The following is a 16872-nucleotide window of genomic DNA, read 5'->3' as shown; positions in this document are numbered from 1 at the left end:
CTATGTCTCGCGCTACAACATCAGCAGGCCTCACAGCTATAACGACTACAGGTCGCCGGTCGTGAAGGAAAGGTTGGCGGCGTGAACCGTAATCGGTGTCCAAGATTACTTGACCAGTTCAAACCCCCTCCCACAGTTTTAACTGTGTTGTGTCAGTAGCCGATGGTGAAGCGTTCTGTGCGAGTGCTTGGGCGATTCAACGTTTCCAGCGACTTGAAAATCCCAATGTGGGAGGGGGGTTGCCCCCTCCCACAGTTTTAACTGTGTTGTGTCAGTAGCCGACGGTGAAGCGTTCGGTGCGAGTGCTTGTGCGATTCAACGTTTCCAGCGACTTGAAAATCCCAATGTGGGAGGGGGCTTGCCCCCGATGGCGGTGGTTCAGTCAACGATATTCCAACTGACCCACCGCCATCGGGAGCAAGCCCCCTCCCACCGTTTTAACTGTGTTGTGTCAGTAGCCGACGGTGAAGCGTTGGCGGGAGTGCTTGGGCGATTCCACTTCGTCGATCAGGGCAATGGCATAGTCGGCAAAGCTGATCCAACTGCGGCCTTCACTGCTGACCAGCAGATCATCCTGACCTACACGGAATGTGCCGGTGCGTTCGGTTTCAACGAACTCCGCCGACGGCGACAGGAAGGTCCAATCCAGCTCTTTTTCCTGACGCAGTGCTTCGAGAAATGCTGCGCCGGCACTGGCTTCGGCCTTGTACTCTGCCGGGAAACCCTCGCTGTCGATCACTCGCCCGCCACCCGGCAGCAGCAGTGAACCGGCACCGCCCACTACCAACAGGCGTTTCACCCCGGCTTTTTTCACCGGCGCGATCACGGCGCTGGCGGGTAGGGTGGCGAAGTGCGCTGCGCTGATCACCACGTTGCTGCCGCTGATGGCCTGTTGCAGCGCATCTGCATCCAGTGCGTCCACTTGCTTGACGGTGACACCCGGGCGCGCCGCCAGTTTGTCGGTGTTACGCGCAATCGCCACAACGCTATGCCCACGACGCAGCGCTTCTTCCAGCAGTTGGCTACCGGCACGGCCGGTGGCCCCAATGATTGCAATCTTGCTCATGACGTTCTCCAGTACGTTAGGGTTTAACACCATTCACCACTTCATTTCGCCCTTGGCGACTTTAGCGCTCAACTCCAGCGAGCTTTCGTCGGCGAGGGTGGGGTAACGCTTTTTCATGGCCGCGATCAGGGCGGCGGAGTTCTTGGCCTTGGTGGTCTCGGCGTCAAAGGCCTTGATGTAGTCGGCGGTAAAGGCCACGGATTTCAGAGACGGTGTGCCCAGGTAATGGCCTGGGATCACGGTGCGCGGCTTCAGGTCTTCGATGCGTTGCAGGGTGGTCAGCCAGTCTTTATGGGATTGCGCACTCTGGGTGTCGGCCATCCACACGTGAATATTTTCGGCGACCACTACGCCACCGACCACGGCCTTGATCGACGGGATCCACACAAAACTGCGGTCCGGCTGCGGGCCGTCCAGGCCGATTACGTCCAGTTGCTGGCCTTCGAGGTTCAGGCTGTGGCCTTCGAGTACCTGCGGCACGAGGGTTCGGGCGGGTTTATCGGCGCCCATTTTCGGTCCCCAGAACGCAAGCTTGCCGTCCACGGTCGCCTTGATGTGGTCGACCACCGGTTGCGGGGCCAGCACCTTGGCGTCGGGGAAGGCGGCGGTGAGGGTATCGAGGCCGAAGTAGTAGTCCGGGTCGCCATGGCTGATGTAGATGGTGGTCAGGTGTTTGCCGCTGGCGCGGATCTTCTGTACCAACTGTTCGGCCTGGCCCTTGCCAAATTGGGCGTCCACCAGGATCGCGTCCTTGGCGCCGCTGACCAGCACCGAGCTCACCGGAAAGATCGCGGCCTCGCCTGGGTTGTACACCTCCAGAGTCAGGTCGGCTGCCGCCGCATGGGCGGCGAAGGCCAGGGCGGCGGTCGCCAGGGTCAAGCGCTTGAGGGTTGAGAACATCGGTCAGCTCCAGCATCGGTAAGGGATGCACAGAGCTTAGTTGCACAAAACCAGACTAAAAATGCGATGCTGGGACATAGTTTGTTTCTGAAATCGGGCAGATCATGGATCGTCTTCAAGCAATGCGCGTGTTTGTCACGGTGGTGGACCTGGGCAGCCAGTCCGCCGCTGCCGATCATCTGGACCTGTCGCGCCCGGTGGTGTCGCGCTACCTGGCCGAGCTGGAAGATTGGGTCGGCGCACGCCTGCTGCACCGCACCACGCGCAAGCTCAGCCTCACGGCGGCAGGCGGTGAAACCCTGCCACGTTGTCGGCAATTACTGGAATTGTGTTGCGATATGCAGGCCGCCGTCAGCGAACCGGATGACGCGCCCCGTGGCCTGCTGCGCCTGAGTGTCAGCACCTCATTCGGCCAGGCGCAATTGGCCGAGGCCATCGCCGAGTACGTCACGCGCTACCCGCTGGTGACTGTCGACCTGCAAATGCTCGATCGCACGGTGAACCTGGTGGATGAACGCATCGACCTGGCCATCCGCACCAGCAACGACCTGGACCCCAACCTCATTGCACGGCGCCTGACCGTGTGCCGCTCCGTGGTGTGTGCCTCACCGGCCTATCTGCTGGCGCATCCGGCCCCTCGGAAAGTCGAAGAACTGGCCTCGCACAACTGCCTGACCCATTCCTATTTCGGCAAAAGCCTGTGGCATTTCGAAGAGGGTGGCGAGCACGTCTCGGTGCCCATCAACGGCAACATCACCTCCAACGAAGCCAGCACCTTGTTGCGAGTGACGCTGGCCGGGGCCGGGGTGTCGATGCTGCCCACTTACCAGGCCGGCGATTACATCCGCCGTGGCGAACTGGTGCGCCTGCTGCCCGAGGCTGAGCCTCGGCAGATGAACATCTACGCGGTCTACGCCTCGCGCAAGCACATGCCATCGGCACTGCGTAGCCTGTTGGATTTCCTGGTGCTGAGGTTCCCGGAAGAGCCGGCGTGGGATGTCGGTCTCTAGGCCGACATAAACGTGTTGAATGTCGCCCGATAATGGCAACTTGGCCTGGTTGACCTATGCTTTAGACAGCACCGTGTAGATCCGCTCAGAGGTCTGTGCCATGAGCATTAAAACCAGAAAGTACCTGATGATTTTCAGCCTGTGCGCCATTGCCAGCGCACTGTACGGGACTGCCGCCTACCGCGTGGAGCAGACCCGTATGCAGCCCACCTTTGCGATCAGCTGCCATCAGGATCAATGCGTTCCCCATACTGGCAGTTTCAGCGCGTTGCGCTAAAAACCGCCCTTAGGGGATGCAAATGTGGAAACCCGCTCTGACCGTTAGCGCTGCGGTGTTTCGGCCTTGAGTTGTTCGCGAAACGCCTTGGGCGAGAACCCGACGCGTCGGCGGAACAGTCGAGAGAAGTTGGTCGGGTCGGAAAACCCCAATACCTCTGACATTTCATTGATGGTCATGCTGGTGTAAGTCAGCAGGCGCTTGGCTTCCAGCAATTGGCGGTCGTGCATGATCTGCAGCGCCGGCTGCCCACCCAATTCCCGACATGTGCCGTTCAGGTGTGAGACCGAGATGCCCAGTTTGTGGGCCAGGTCTTCGATCTTCGGGTGTTCGCGGTAATGCTGCTCGACCAATTGCGTGAACTTGCGAAAATACTCGCGCCCCCGTGGCGCCCGTGGGTGGCGACGCTGGATGGCTTGGCGGCTGATCCACACCAGCAGCACGCTGACCAGCGCATGCATCATCATGTCCCGCGCCGGTTGTTCGTCGGCGTATTCATCCTGCAAGCGGGCGAACTGGCTGTTCAGGTAATCACTGTCCTTGCCCGCCGGGTAGTTGCCCAGCGCCTGTAAACCGTCGACCGTGGTGCCCAACTGAGTTTGCAAATGGCTGACCAGCGGCGCCGCGAGCGTCACCACGTAACCTTCGACATCCTCGGAAAAACGAAACCCGTGCACACACAGCGGCGGCAATACCTGCAATGTCGCTTCGTTCAACGTGGAGCGCTGACCTTCGATCTCCAATTCTGCCTGGCCTTTGTGCACATACAGCAACTGGCACAGATCCGCGTGCCGGTGGGGCTGGATTTCCCACTGGTATTCCCGACTGCGTCGGGAAATGGTTTCACAGTGCAACAAATCGGGCGTCGGCCATTGCTGGTTTTCCCCGTAAAGCTTGAAGACCGGAATCGCGGTTTTGGTCATGGTTTCAATCCGATACCCAGGAGAGTGGTGCGGTAATCGCCCCGATTGGCAAAAAGCGCAGGCTTTGGCTCAGTTTTCACCTTCTTATGCTGGCCACTCAAGTGAAAAATGTCAGCTACAAGACCACTGACAATTCTTTCACCCTATCCGTTCGGGTGAAGCATGCGGGCGATAAAAATAATGAAAACGCTGAAAACCCAAGTCGCCATTATCGGCGCCGGTCCCTCGGGACTGTTGCTCGGCCAGCTGTTGCACAATGCCGGTATCGAGACCCTTATCCTAGAGCGCCAGAGCGCCGATTACGTGCAAGGCCGCATCCGAGCCGGCGTATTGGAGCAAGGCATGGTCGACCTGCTGAGGCAGGCGGGCGTCAGCCAGCGTATGGATAGCGAAGGCCTGGTGCATGATGGCTTCGAGTTGGCGCTCAATGGCCAGCTTACCCATATCGACCTCAAGGCACTGACCGGCGGTCAGTCGGTGATGGTCTACGGCCAGACCGAAGTCACCCGCGACCTGATGGCCGCCCGCGCCGACGCTGGCGCGATCACCCTCTACGAAGCCCGTGACGTGCAGCCCCATGGCCTCAAAAGTGATCGACCCTGGCTGACGTTTGAGCATCAGGGCGAAGCCTTTCGCCTGGAGTGCGACTACATCGCCGGGTGCGATGGTTTCCATGGTGTGGCGCGTCAATCGATCCCGGCGGAGTCCCTCAAGGTCTTCGAGCGGGTCTACCCCTTCGGCTGGCTGGGCATCCTTGCCGATACACCGCCGGTGCACGCTGAACTGGTGTACGCCAAGCACCCGCGTGGTTTTGCCTTGTGCAGCATGCGTTCGCCGACCCGCAGCCGCTATTACCTGCAGGTGCCGGTGGACGAACCGATCGATGAATGGCCCGACGCGCGCTTCTGGGATGAACTCAAAACCCGCCTGCCCAGCCACCTCGCCGAGGACTTGGTAACCGGCCCGTCGATCGAGAAAAGCATCGCGCCGCTGCGCAGTTTCGTCGTGGAACCGATGCAGTACGGGCGCCTGTTCCTGCTGGGGGACGCCGCGCATATCGTGCCGCCCACCGGCGCCAAGGGCTTGAACCTGGCGGCCAGCGATGTGAGCACGCTGTATCGGATTTTGCTCAAGGTCTACGGCGAAGGGCGGGTGGACTTGCTGGAGCGCTATTCCGCCATCTGCCTGCGGCGGGTGTGGAAGGCCGAGCGGTTTTCCTGGTGGATGACCTCGATGCTGCACCAGTTTCCCGAGGCGGACGGCTTCAGCCAGCGCATCGCCGAGAGTGAGCTTGAATACTTCATCCACTCGGAGGCGGGGCGCAAAACCATCGCAGAAAATTACGTTGGACTTCCTTACGAAGCTATCGAATAGCCTGCTATCGTATCGAGCATTCCAGCGGGCCGCCTTTTCCCGCGGGCCTTGCTCGAAGGTCCTGCCGTGACGCACCTCAATCAGCCCGCTCCGCCGCTGCCCGCCGTACGCAGCATCCTCGCCTCACTGATGATGGCGATCTTCCTGGGGGCCCTGGACCAGACCATTGTCGCCGTGTCCATGCCCGCCATCTCCGCGCAGTTCCACGACGTCAACCTGTTGGCCTGGGTCATCTCCGGCTACATGGTGGCGATGACCGTGGCGGTGCCGATCTACGGCAAGCTCGGTGACCTCTACGGGCGCCGGCCGATGATGCTGATCGGCATGGGCCTGTTCACCCTGGCCTCGCTGTTCTGCGGCATGGCGCAAAGCATGGAGCAACTGGTGCTGGCGCGGATCCTCCAGGGCATCGGCGCCGGCGGCATGATCTCGGTGAGCCAGGCGATCATCGGCGACATCATCCCGCCCCGCGAACGCGGGCGCTACCAGGGCTATTTCAGCAGCATGTACGCGGTGGCCAGCGTCGCCGGGCCGGTGCTCGGCGGCTACATGACCGAGTACCTGTCATGGCGCTGGGTGTTCCTGATCAACCTACCCTTGGGCGCCGGCGCCTGGTACGTGGCCCATCGCACCCTGGTGGGGCTGCCGGTGCCGCAACGCAAGCCGATCATCGATTACCTCGGCACTGTGCTGATGATCATCGGCCTGACCGCCTTGCTGCTGGGCATCACCGAAATCGGCCAGGGCCACCCTTGGCGTGACGACGAAGTGCTCGGGCTGTTGCTGGCTGCCTTGGTGGCATTGACGTTATTCGTGTGGCACGAGCGCCGCGCACGCGAGCCGTTGCTGCCGATGCATCTGTTCGCCAACCGCAGCGCGGTGTTGTGCTGGTGCACGATCTTTTTCACCAGTTTCCAGGCGATTTCCCTGACGGTGCTGATGCCGCTGCGTTATCAGACGGTGACCGGCTCCGGGGCCGACAGCGCGGCCCTGCACCTGCTGCCGCTGGCCATGGGCTTGCCGATGGGCGCCTATTTTGCCGGGCGCATGACCTCCGTGACCGGACGCTATAAACCGATGATCCTCAGCGGCGCATTGCTGAGCCCCTTCGCCATCCTCGGCATGGCCCTGAGCGCGCCCCAGGCGGTGGGGCTGACGGCGATGTTCATGCTGCTGTGCGGCATCGCTGCCGGCATGCAATTCCCCACCTCGCTGGTAGGTACGCAAAACTCGGTGGACCAGCGCGACATCGGCGTCGCCACCAGCACCACCAACCTATTCCGCTCCCTGGGCGGGGCCGTGGGGGTAGCGTGCATGTCGGCACTGCTACTGGCGCTGCTGCAAGATTCCAGCTTCGCCCACCTGGCCACCGGCGCAGTGGTGGCGGAAGGCAGTTCCGGCAACGTACTGCTCGACGGCCTCAACGCCGCCCCCGGCCCAGCGCAGGACGCCCTGCGCGGCGAGTTGGCGGTGACATTCCGACATTTGCTGATGGTCAGTGCAGCGGTGTCACTGCTGGGGCTAGCGGCGGCAATCGCAATGCCGAACCGAGTGCTGCGCGGCCGTGAGGACAAGGCAAAATAAACCGCAGTGACGCCGAGTTATCTACACAAGCGTGTAGCACTCAACCGTAACCACGATGCGAAGCGAGCCGCTCTTGATCGTGACCTTGATCTAGCTTTTGATCTCAGGCGCCCCGTCAAACACGCTGGCCGGAATTCGACAGGTATTTGGGGGGCCGCCGCCTCGCGCCATGGATGGCGCGTGGCGGCGGCCCCCCAAATACCTGTCGGATTACGGGCACACCGAGCGTGAGCGAGGTGCCGAGTGTTGGGGCAAGAGCCTTTTGGTTACTTTTGGGCTCCTTTCAAAAGTGACCCGCTGTAAGAGCGGAACCAACAGTGGCCGTTACCTGAATAACGGATATGTACCCGGTCTGATCCAACATCCTGGTCATCTGCCAGGTAGCCTTCGTGAGCAAGCCCGCTCCCACATTTGGATCGCGGAGTTACCGTTAGATTGAGCAGCCCCCACAGTCAAAGCCCCATCAAGGGCTGTAGTACCCGACCGCCACCATAAAATGCCCAGCCTTGCGCACATACGCATGCTTATTCTCAACCCTGTCAGTCACCGGGTTCTTCCAACGGTACTTGTATTCCCCCTGATCCTGCTCCGCCATCATCCTGAGAATCGGCTCCCCCACCGGCTTGCCATCCGGATCCTTGATCTTGCTGAAGTCAGTATTCACCAGCCGCAGATTAGTGCCATGGGCCACATAGCGCTGGGTATTCAGGTCGACCACAAACACATAGAGATCATCCTGCAAGAACCCCCCCTGCAATGAGTTAATGGCCTTGAGCGTACCGCTTTCATCCTTGAGCAACGCGTTCACCGCCTTGTTGCGCAAGGCCCTGGCTTGTTCCGGCGTGGCCCGAGGCAAGTAATAACCCACCGCCAGGATGCGTTCGCCCACACGCTGATAAAACACGTGTTTATGCTCGACCTTGCCATCGTTCCAATTCTGCCAGCGGTAGTCGGCCTGCTGGATGCCCTGGCCTTCCGGACGCTTGAGCGCGTCCTTGAACGACTCACGCAAATCCGGGCCGAGCACTTCAGACACATCGCGGCCGATCAAGGCGGAGGAGGGCCCACCACTGGCCAGCAACACGCCCTGGGTGTCGACCACGAACACATAGCGGTCGTGGTCAACGAATTCGCCCTGCCGGCTGAAGGCGGCAAACGCCTTGTCGCCGTTGCTCTTGTAGTAAGCCAAGGCTTTTTCCAGCAATGCCTTGGCCGCCTGCGCGTCCTCGTCCTGAGTCGTCGCGGCGTGCACCTGGCTGAAACACAACAGCAGCAGCCAGGTGAGTCGGAGCAATCCCTTCATGGCCCATCCCTCGTTATTGTTGGTGTGACCACAGCGTAGACGCCTGTGGCTCAAGGCGCCGCCAGCCATTGATTAACAATGCCGTCATACACCCCGGTGGCCATGCTCAAGTGCAACCACTGGTCGACATAGCTCTTCCACGCCACATCATCACGCGGCAGCAAAAAGGCTTTTTCGCTGTACTGCATCTGCCGCTCCGGGTTGACCGCGCACAGGCCTGGCTTGAGTTTTTGCTGGTAACGCGCTTCGCTGGCGTCGGTGATCATCACGTCGGCTTTACCCGCCAGCAGCTCGTCGAAGAGGGTCACGTTGTCGTGCAAACGTATTTGCGCCTGGCCCAGATGGGTGCGGGCGAACACTTCGTTGGTGCCACCCGCCGGTTCGATCACGCGCACCTGGGGCTGGTTGATCTGCTCGACGGTCTGATAGCGCTGTACATCGGCGCAGCGCACCAGTGGGATCTTGCCGTCGACGCCCAGGGTTTGGCTGAAGAAGGCTTTCTTCTGGCGTTCCAGGGACACCGAAATTCCGCCCACGGCAATATCGCAGCGCTGGGCCAGGAAGTCCGGCATCAGCGTTTTCCACGTAGTGGGCACCCATTGGATTTTAGCGTTGAGGCTTTTTGCCAGGGACTCGGCCATGGCGATGTCGATGCCTTCATAACTGCCATCGGCGCGCAGGGACGTGTAAGGCTTGTAGTCGCCGGTGGTGCACACCGCCAGCGTGCCGCGCTGGAGCACTTCGTCCAGGCGCGAGGGGGCGGTGTCGGCCAGGGCGCTGGTCGCCAGACCGAGTACACACAGGGCTAAAAGAGCTTTCATGCGGTCGAGTCCTTGGGGCATGTCGAGGGCGCTCATTATTTCCAGCACGGGGCAGGGTGGCAAGGTGCGTCGAATGTTTAGCCAAGCTGCAACCAAACTCCGTCAACCCTGGATTTAAACACCTATACAGGCGTGTGACGCTCGCGCTTATCTCTCGCACTGTGATTCCCGCATGGACGGCTCCTCCGACACTCACCCCGCGATACTGCCGTCCGATCTCGCGTTCTGGGCCCTGTTCCACTGCCGACACGCACGCCCACCAGACACCTTATTCCTACGTTGATCCATCCCCTGGATGGCGCGCGCCTGTGCGCCTGCCCGACACATACGTATGAGAATGCCCATGAGTGTTTTTGCCAGTCTGCACGAAGCCCAGTCTTTCCTCGAACAGCACCCGGACATCGAAATGTTCGAGCTGTTTATCCTCGACAACAATGGCGTACCGCGCGGCAAGCTGTTGCACCGCGATGAGTTGCTGGCGGTGTATGAGAGTGGTCGGCCGCTGCCCAGCACCATTCTTGGCCTGACCATCAACGGCGACGACGTGGAAAACTCCGGGCTGGTCTGGGACGTGGGCGATATTGACTGCCGCGCCTACCCGATCAGCGGCAGCTTGCAGCGCATGCCGTGGCGGCTGATCCCCACTGCAGCGGTGCAAGTCAGCATGCATCCGACAGAAGGCCTGCCCGCGACCGTGGCCGACCCCCGGCATTTGTTGGCCAAGGTGATCGACGGCCTCAAGGCCGATGGTTATTACCCGGTGATGGCGGCGGAACTGGAGTTCTACCTGCTCGACCAGAAGCTCGACAGCAATGGCCGCCCGCAACCGGCGCGCGATGTGGATGGCGGGCGCCCGCGCTCGACCCAGGTCTACGGCCTGCGCGAACTGGAGCAGATCGAGCCGTTCCTCGCCGACCTCTACAGCGCCTGCAAACTGCAGGGCATTCCTGCGCGCACGGCGATTTCCGAATACGCGCCGGGCCAAGTGGAAATCACCCTGGAGCATCGCACCGACGCCCTGCAAGCCATGGACGAAGCCGTGCGCTACAAACGCCTGGTCAAGGGCGTGGCACATAAACACGGGATGACCGCCTGCTTCATGGCCAAGCCGTTCGACGACCTTGCCGGCACCGGCATGCACATGCACGTGAGCCTGGCGGATGCCGAGGGCAACAACCTGTTCGCCAGCGAAGCCACCGACGGCACGCCGCTGTTGCGCCAGGCGGTGGGCGGCATGCTCAGCACCTTGCTCGATTCGCTATTGATGTTCTGCCCCAACGCCAACTCCTACCGCCGCTTCCAGGCCAACAGCTACGCGCCGCTGGCCGCCACTTGGGGCGTGGACAACCGCACTGTCAGCCTGCGCGTACCGGGCGGGCCGGCCCACTCCCGGCATATCGAACACCGTATCTGCGGCGCCGACGCCAACCCTTACCTGGCCGCGGCGGCGATCCTGGCCGGCATCCATCGCGGCATCCGTGAACAACGCGACCCCGGCGCCCCGGTAGAAGGCAACGGTTACGCCCAGGCCAAGGAATTGCTGCCCACCGACTGGTTGACCACCCTGCGTGCCCTTGAAGATTCACGCTGGGCGCGAGAGGCATTCGGCAGTGAATTCCTCGGCGTGTACCTGGCGGTAAAACGCGCCGAATACCGCCAGTTCATGGGCGAAGTGGGCGAGCAGGATTGGCGTTGGTACCTGCACCCGGCGTGATCAGGTTTACGGCAGTGAAGGCTTCGACCTTTTTTTGACATTGCAGTGGTTAAGCTACGAATCAAGGTCGTTCACTACCGTTCAACCCACATGAGCCCGCGATGTCGCCACAATCACCTTCCTCCATCGAGATCGAATACGCCGAGCGTTGCGACCGTGAGCACGCCAGGGTCTGCGGCGAAACACATCCGCCCGGGCTGCGACAGCGCCTGGCGTCGTGGCGCGACGAATGGATGGTGCGCCAGGCGCTGAAAGTCGCCGGTGAACCCGGGCTGTTGCTGGACCTGGCCTGCGGCTCGGGGCGCTTCTGGCCGGTGCTGGCCGAACACGTCAACCGGGTGATCCTGGCCTCGGACAATTCCCAGGACATGCTCGACCACGCTCGCACCCACCACCCCGTGTCGTTGCTCAAGCGCGTCAAGACGTTCCAGGGCTCGGCGTTTTCCATCGGGTTGTCGGCGAATGCGGTGGACTGCATTTTCTGCCTGGAATTGTTTCGCCATGTACCCAGCAGCGAAGGGCGACTGGCGTTGCTGCGCGAGTTTCACCGGGTCAGCCGCGACACGGTGATTGTCTCCGTGCCTTCTCGTACCGCCGTAGAGGACGAGTTTCGCCAGTCCGGCTTCAAGGTTCTGCATCATCAGGAATTCATGCCGGGCTCAAGCCTGTGGCGGGTCTATGTGTTACGTAAGAGAGGATAAGTCCCGCCTGTCGGACTATTCTTCACCTCCTGTCTGAGTTTTCATGGTCGCCTGTGCACTGCGAATGCTCGCAAGTCCCTTTCGCGATATATACTGCGCGCCATTCTTCAAGGGAGAGCCGTGTGGCCATCGATATTCACTGGATCTGCGACAACGATAGCCTCGGCCAGCACTGCGCCGAATGGCAGCAGTTGCCATTCGTCGCCCTCGACACCGAATTCATGCGGGTCGACACCTTTTATCCCATTGCCGGGCTGATCCAGATCGGTGATGGCGTACGCGCTTACCTGATCGACCCCCTGACCATCGACAACTGGCAACCCCTGGCCGCCTTGCTGGAAAACCCGGCGGTGATCAAGGTGGTGCACGCGTGCAGTGAAGACCTCGAAGTGCTGCTGCGCTTGACCGGCAGCCTGCCGGTGCCGTTGTTCGACACCCAATTGGCGGCGGCTTACCTGAACCTCGGTTTTTCCATGGGCTATTCGCGCCTGGTGCAAGCCGTGCTGGATATCGAGCTGCCCAAGGGCGAGACCCGCTCGGACTGGCTGCAGCGGCCGCTGTCCGAGACGCAGATCAGCTACGCCGCCGAAGACGCGGTGCACCTGGCCGAGGTTTACACGCGTTTGCGTCCACGACTGTCGGACGAAAAGTACGCCTGGGTGCTGGACGACGGTGCCGAACTGGTCGCCAACCTGCGCCGCGAAGTCGACCCGTACGAGGTGTACCGCGACGCCAAGCTGGCGTGGAAACTGTCGCGTGCCCAACTCGCCGTGCTGCGTGAACTGTGCGCGTGGCGCGAGCAGCAGGCCCGTGCGCGTGACCTGCCGCGTAACCGCATCATTCGTGAACACTCGTTGTGGCCCCTGGCCAAATCCCAGCCGGATAACCTCGCCGCCCTGGGCAAGATCGAAGACATGCACCCGCGCACCGTGCGTCAGGACGGCCAGTTCCTGCTGGACCTGATCAAGCGGGCCGGCAGCGTGCCGATGGACCAATGGCCGCCCGCCGTCGCCGAACCGTTGCCGGTGGATGCCGCCGCTCTGATCAAGCAACTGCGCGCCTTGGGCCAAACGTTCGCCGAGCGCCTGGACATGGCGCCGGAACTGATGCTGCGCAAGAAAACCCTGGAGGCCCTGGTCAAAAGTGGCTACCCCGACGGGCCTTATAAATTGCCAGACTCGCTGCGTGGCTGGCGCCGCGAGTTGATGGGCCAGGCGCTGCTCGACAGCCTGGCCACTGCCGGAGAACAGCCTTGAAACGTATTTGCTCCATCTATCGCAGCAAGAAAAAAGACGGGATGTACCTCTACGTGCTGAAAAGCGATGCCCTGGAGCGGGTGCCTGAACCGTTGATGGAGGCCTTCGGCAAGGCCCATCACGCGTTCGACATGGTGCTGACGCCCGAGCGCAAACTGTCCCGCGAGGACATCGCTGTGGTCCTGGAAAACCTCGACAAGCAGGGCTACCACCTGCAAATGCCGCCGGCCGAGGACGAGTACATCGAACACTTGCCCGAAGAGCTGCTGCGCCGTAACGACCCGATGTGATCGATCCGTGCCCCGTTCGGGGTACTTGCTTTAATGGAATCGTATAAGTGAGCGGTGGCCGTAAGGATGCGGGCGGCCGCTCGTACTGTTTTTGAAAGGTTTTAAGCATGCGTGTTCTGATTGCTGAACAGGATCACCCGCTCTACGCCCAATTACTGGGAGAGGCGGCACCGGACCTGGAAGTGCTGACCAGCGGCGACTCGGCCGAGCTGTCACGCCTGGCCGCCGATTGCCCGGTATGGCTGGGCCAGCCGGACCTGCTGGCGACGTTATTGCGTCAAGGCCATCATCCGCAATGGCTGCAATCGACCTGGGCCGGCATCACCCCGTTGCTGGCCGAAGGCCTGCCCCGCGATTACCGCCTGACCCGTGCAGTCGGCATCTTTGGCCAGGTCATGGCCGAGTTTGTCCTCACCTACATGCTCGGGCACGAGCGCGAAGTGTTGGCGCGTTTGGTCAGCCAGGTCGAACGTAAATGGGACAACCGCATGGGCCAGAGCCTGGCGGGGCGCAAGGCGCTGATCGTCGGCACCGGCGATATCGGTCAGCGTGTTGCCGATTTCCTGCTGCCATTTGGCGTGAAGCTGTACGGCATCGCCAGCACCGCACGCGAACAGGCGCCGTTTATCGAAGTGGCCGGGCTCGACCAACTGGGCCGGCTGGTGGGGGAGGTGGACTACGTGATCAACCTGCTGCCCAACACGCCGAGTACCCATGACCTGTACGACGCGGCGCTGTTCAAGCAATTCAAGTCGACCGGCTTGTTCATCAACGTCGGGCGCGGAGTGGCGGTGGTCGATGCCGACCTGGTCGAGGCGTTGAAAGAGGGCCATTTGGCGGGCGCGGTGATCGACGTCTGCCGGCAGGAGCCGTTGCCGCAGCGTCATCCGTTCTGGACCGCTTGGGGGCTGCTGCTGACCGGGCACAGCTCGGCGCCGACGTCGCCGGAGTTGATGGTGGAGCTGTTTGTGCAAAACCTGCGGGCGTATGAGGCCAAGGAAGCGCTGCGCGGCGAAGTGGATTTCGAGCGCGGTTACTGACACAACGCAACTCCAAATGTGGGAGGGGGCTTGCTCCCGATAGCGGAGTGACAGTCACTAATTGCTTTGACTGATCCACTGCAATCGGGAGCAAGCCCCCTCCCACATTTCGGATTGCGTCAGGCTTAGAGGCTGAAATCACCCTCGGACACCAGCTCGCTCAGCGGCTTGCGCGGGCTGGGTGTTTCGCGGCCTTGCAGGTATTCAGGCAATGTCGACTTATCGCCCAACTTGCCCACGGCCACGGCGGCATGCAGTGCATAACCTTCCGGGATTTTCAGCTCTTTGCGGGTCAGTTCCTGATCGAAGCCGGCCATGCCGTGGGTGTGCCAGCCGCTGAGGCTGGCTTGCAGCGCCAGGTGGCCCCACGCGGAACCGGTGTCGAAGGTGTGCCACAGGGCCGGGGTTTCTTCCGTGGCGCCGGGGGCGATGAAGTCGGTTTTCGAGGCAATGATCACCAGGGCCGACGCATGCTGGGCCCAGCCACGGTTGAATTCATTCAGCAAACCGAGGAAACGCTCCCAGTCCGGCGTGTCGCGGCGCGCGTAGAGGAAGCGCCACGGCTGCGAGTTGTAGGCGGAAGGTGCCCAGCGTGCGGCTTCGAAAAAGCTCAGGAGGGTTTCCTGGGAGATGCTCTCGCCCGTGAAGGCACGAGGCGACCAGCGGTCGGTGAACTGGGTGTGGATCGGATAGTCGGCAACACGGGTCATGAGCAGTTCCTGATCGTCAATTCGGCGCTCAAAGCTACTGCGCGGCCACTAGACTGACAAGTGTTGTTACACCGCCAGTCGCTAGCGCTTGGTTCCAGGCGCCGTGGGCACTAGACTGGCGGCCTTTTCACCTACCGATACTGATGTAGAGCCATGGCCGCCAAAGTCGAACCTTTCTGGATACGCAAAACCCTTGAACACCTCGACCAGGAGGAGTGGGAGTCGTTGTGCGACGGCTGTGGCCTGTGCTGCCTGCAGAAGCTTGAGGACGAAGACGACAACAGCGTTTATTACACGCGTATCGCCTGCAAGCTGCTCGACCTGAAAACCTGCCAGTGCACCGACTACCCCAACCGCCGTGCGTCGGTGCCGGACTGCATCCAACTCACCCCGGGCCAGGCCGACCAGTTCAAATGGCTGCCGCCGACCTGCGGCTACCGGCTGGTCAGCGAACGCAAGGACCTGCCGCTGTGGCACCACCTGGTCTGCGGCGACCGCGACGCCGTGCACCATGAACGTATTTCCCAGTCCGGGCGCATGCTCAGCGAAGGCAGCGTGCCCGAGGATGACTGGGAGGATTACCTGATTTTCCGCGCGGGCTGAACAAGGAGTGGGTATGAGGGGGGGATTCAAGCGGGCGGTACCTGTGGTGCTGCTGGCGCTGAGCACGCCGGCGTGGTGCGCAAAGAAAGTCGACCTGGATTATCACGTCAAACTGTTGCCCCAGAGCGATCAGGCCGAGGTACGTGTAAGCCTGTCCCAGGGCTCGGCGGTACGCAGCCTGAACTTCGACCTGGGCCGCGATGGCGACTACAGCGACTTCAAGGCCGACGGCCAGTGGAGCATCAACGAGCACCGTGGCCTCTGGCAGCCCGGCGCCAGCAAAGCCAGCCTGACCTACCGCGTGCGCCTTACCCACGCGCGCAAACCGGGTATCTATGAAGCGCGCATGACGCCGAGCTGGGCGCTGTTTCGCGGTGAAGACCTGGTGCCAACCGCACGGCTTGACCAGCAGGATGGCGTCGAGTTGGTCTCGCGCCTGGTGTTCGAGCTGCCGGCCGGCTGGAAAAGTGTCGAGACCGCCTGGCCGCGCATCGGCAAGAACACGTTCCGTATCGACAACGTCTCACGCCTGTTTGACCGGCCCACCGGCTGGATGCTTGCCGGCAACCTCGGCAGCCGCCGCGTGCGCCTGGGCGAGACGGAAGTCACCGTGGCCTCGCCCAAGGGCCAGGCGATGCGCCGTATGGATGTACTGACGTTGCTGACCTTCGTCTGGCCTCAGGTGGAAGCCGCGTTCCCGCGGCATCCGGCCAAGCTGCTGGTGGTGGGCGCCAGCGACCCGATGCGCCGCGGGGCGTTCTCGGCACGCGACTCGATCTACCTCAACAGCCGCACGCCGCTGGTCAGCGAAAACGGCAGCAGCCCGTTGGTGCGTGAGGTGGTGCAGGCGATTGGCCGCTTCAATGACCACGACACCAGTGACTGGATCAGCGAAGGCCTGGCCGACTACTACGCCATTGAACTGGTGCGCCGAGCCGGGGGCATCACCGATGAGCGGTATCAGGCGATACAGGCGCGCCTGGCCAAGGAAGGCAAGGACGTGACCAGCCTGCGTGGCGAACACGTCAGCGGCGCGACGGTGTCACGGGCGGTGGTGGTGCTGCAGGAGCTGGACCGCGAGATCCGCGTGAAGACTCACAACAAGCGCTCACTGGATGATCTCGCGCAAGCGGTGATGCGGGCAAACAGCATCACCACTGCGGAGTTCGTGCAACTGGCCGAGAGCATCATCGGCGAGTCGTCAGTGGTGCTGGATTCCAAATTATTGCATTGACGCAAAACCACGGTGGGAGGTGGCAAGCCCCCTCCCACCGTGGGATCTTCAATCTCTTTGAGCGTG

17 protein-coding genes are annotated in these 16872 nt (G+C 61.8%); 11 read left to right on the top strand and 6 right to left on the bottom strand.

Annotated features, from left to right (window positions below; genetic code table 11):
- Window positions 1-451: 451 nt before the first annotated feature.
- Complete coding sequence (locus QCBJ_RS12780; protein WP_102060949.1) at window positions 452-1066, bottom strand: NAD(P)-dependent oxidoreductase; 615 nt, start codon at window positions 1064-1066, stop codon at window positions 452-454.
- 33 nt (window positions 1067-1099) lie between these two features.
- Window positions 1100-1966, bottom strand: a complete 867-nt coding sequence (locus QCBJ_RS12775) for an MBL fold metallo-hydrolase (protein ID WP_102060943.1) — start codon at window positions 1964-1966, stop codon at window positions 1100-1102.
- A 104-nt stretch (window positions 1967-2070) separates the two neighbouring features.
- Here QCBJ_RS12775 and QCBJ_RS12770 point away from each other — a divergent pair, with 104 nt between their 5' ends.
- Entirely contained in the window at window positions 2071-2976 is a 906-nt protein-coding gene (locus QCBJ_RS12770; RefSeq protein WP_046036548.1) for a LysR family transcriptional regulator, read from the top strand.
- A gap of 100 nt (window positions 2977-3076) precedes the next feature.
- Window positions 3077-3253 carry a hypothetical protein gene (locus QCBJ_RS30200; protein ID WP_012722801.1) on the top strand — a complete coding sequence of 59 codons (177 nt, stop codon included), beginning with the start codon at window positions 3077-3079 and terminating at the stop codon, window positions 3251-3253.
- Window positions 3254-3297: 44 nt separating this feature from the next.
- Here the strand turns inward: QCBJ_RS30200 and QCBJ_RS12765 are convergent, their stop codons facing one another.
- Window positions 3298-4176: a helix-turn-helix domain-containing protein gene (locus tag QCBJ_RS12765; protein WP_093547008.1), complete on the bottom strand. Its 879-nt coding sequence runs from the start codon at window positions 4174-4176 to the stop codon at window positions 3298-3300.
- Between the two features lie 189 nt (window positions 4177-4365).
- Between QCBJ_RS12765 and pobA the strand changes: the two genes are divergently transcribed.
- Window positions 4366-5550 carry a 4-hydroxybenzoate 3-monooxygenase gene (gene pobA, locus QCBJ_RS12760; protein ID WP_175538125.1) on the top strand — a complete coding sequence of 395 codons (1185 nt, stop codon included), beginning with the start codon at window positions 4366-4368 and terminating at the stop codon, window positions 5548-5550.
- Between the two features lie 66 nt (window positions 5551-5616).
- Entirely contained in the window at window positions 5617-7134 is a 1518-nt protein-coding gene (locus QCBJ_RS12755; protein WP_052308698.1) for an MDR family MFS transporter, read from the top strand.
- Between the two features lie 463 nt (window positions 7135-7597).
- Here the strand turns inward: QCBJ_RS12755 and QCBJ_RS12745 are convergent, their stop codons facing one another.
- Both QCBJ_RS12745 and QCBJ_RS12740 read right to left on the bottom strand, forming a co-directional pair.
- Window positions 7598-8437: a cache domain-containing protein gene (locus QCBJ_RS12745; protein WP_043204951.1), complete on the bottom strand. Its 840-nt coding sequence runs from the start codon at window positions 8435-8437 to the stop codon at window positions 7598-7600.
- A 50-nt stretch (window positions 8438-8487) separates the two neighbouring features.
- The gene (locus QCBJ_RS12740; protein ID WP_043204953.1) at window positions 8488-9258 is read right to left on the bottom strand and encodes a transporter substrate-binding domain-containing protein; all 771 of its coding nucleotides are present in this window, start codon (window positions 9256-9258) and stop codon (window positions 8488-8490) included.
- A gap of 343 nt (window positions 9259-9601) precedes the next feature.
- On the opposite strand from QCBJ_RS12740, the gene QCBJ_RS12735 reads away from it, so the two are divergent.
- The 5 genes from QCBJ_RS12735 to QCBJ_RS12715 all read left to right on the top strand — a co-directional run bounded on the left by QCBJ_RS12735 (window position 9602) and on the right by QCBJ_RS12715 (window position 14259).
- Complete coding sequence (locus QCBJ_RS12735; protein WP_093547005.1) at window positions 9602-10972, top strand: glutamine synthetase family protein; 1371 nt, start codon at window positions 9602-9604, stop codon at window positions 10970-10972.
- A gap of 101 nt (window positions 10973-11073) precedes the next feature.
- Window positions 11074-11673 carry a class I SAM-dependent methyltransferase gene (locus tag QCBJ_RS12730; protein ID WP_046036821.1) on the top strand — a complete coding sequence of 200 codons (600 nt, stop codon included), beginning with the start codon at window positions 11074-11076 and terminating at the stop codon, window positions 11671-11673.
- Window positions 11674-11795: 122 nt separating this feature from the next.
- Window positions 11796-12929: a ribonuclease D gene (gene rnd / locus QCBJ_RS12725; RefSeq protein ID WP_012722809.1), complete on the top strand. Its 1134-nt coding sequence runs from the start codon at window positions 11796-11798 to the stop codon at window positions 12927-12929.
- Window positions 12926-13219, top strand: coding sequence for a YcgL domain-containing protein (locus QCBJ_RS12720; protein WP_003189597.1), 294 nt, complete (start codon window positions 12926-12928; stop codon window positions 13217-13219). Before rnd ends, QCBJ_RS12720 begins: the two co-directional genes overlap by 4 nt.
- Window positions 13220-13326: 107 nt before the next feature.
- Window positions 13327-14259 carry a D-2-hydroxyacid dehydrogenase gene (locus QCBJ_RS12715; protein ID WP_012722810.1) on the top strand — a complete coding sequence of 311 codons (933 nt, stop codon included), beginning with the start codon at window positions 13327-13329 and terminating at the stop codon, window positions 14257-14259.
- A gap of 125 nt (window positions 14260-14384) precedes the next feature.
- On the opposite strand, the gene QCBJ_RS12710 is transcribed toward QCBJ_RS12715, so the two are convergent.
- Window positions 14385-14969, bottom strand: coding sequence for a nitroreductase family protein (locus tag QCBJ_RS12710; RefSeq protein WP_012722811.1), 585 nt, complete (start codon window positions 14967-14969; stop codon window positions 14385-14387).
- 153 nt (window positions 14970-15122) lie between these two features.
- Here QCBJ_RS12710 and QCBJ_RS12705 point away from each other — a divergent pair, with 153 nt between their 5' ends.
- Window positions 15123-15572, top strand: coding sequence for a YcgN family cysteine cluster protein (locus QCBJ_RS12705; protein WP_003172524.1), 450 nt, complete (start codon window positions 15123-15125; stop codon window positions 15570-15572).
- Window positions 15573-15585: 13 nt separating this feature from the next.
- Complete coding sequence (locus QCBJ_RS12700) at window positions 15586-16806, top strand: hypothetical protein (RefSeq protein ID WP_102060941.1); 1221 nt, start codon at window positions 15586-15588, stop codon at window positions 16804-16806.
- The last annotated feature ends 66 nt before the right edge of the window (window positions 16807-16872 follow it).

The organism is Pseudomonas sp. QC2 (genome assembly GCF_002859085.1).
Taxonomy (GTDB): Bacteria; Pseudomonadota; Gammaproteobacteria; order Pseudomonadales; family Pseudomonadaceae; genus Aquipseudomonas; species Aquipseudomonas petroselini.
This window is presented reverse-complemented; position numbering and strand designations above follow the sequence as displayed.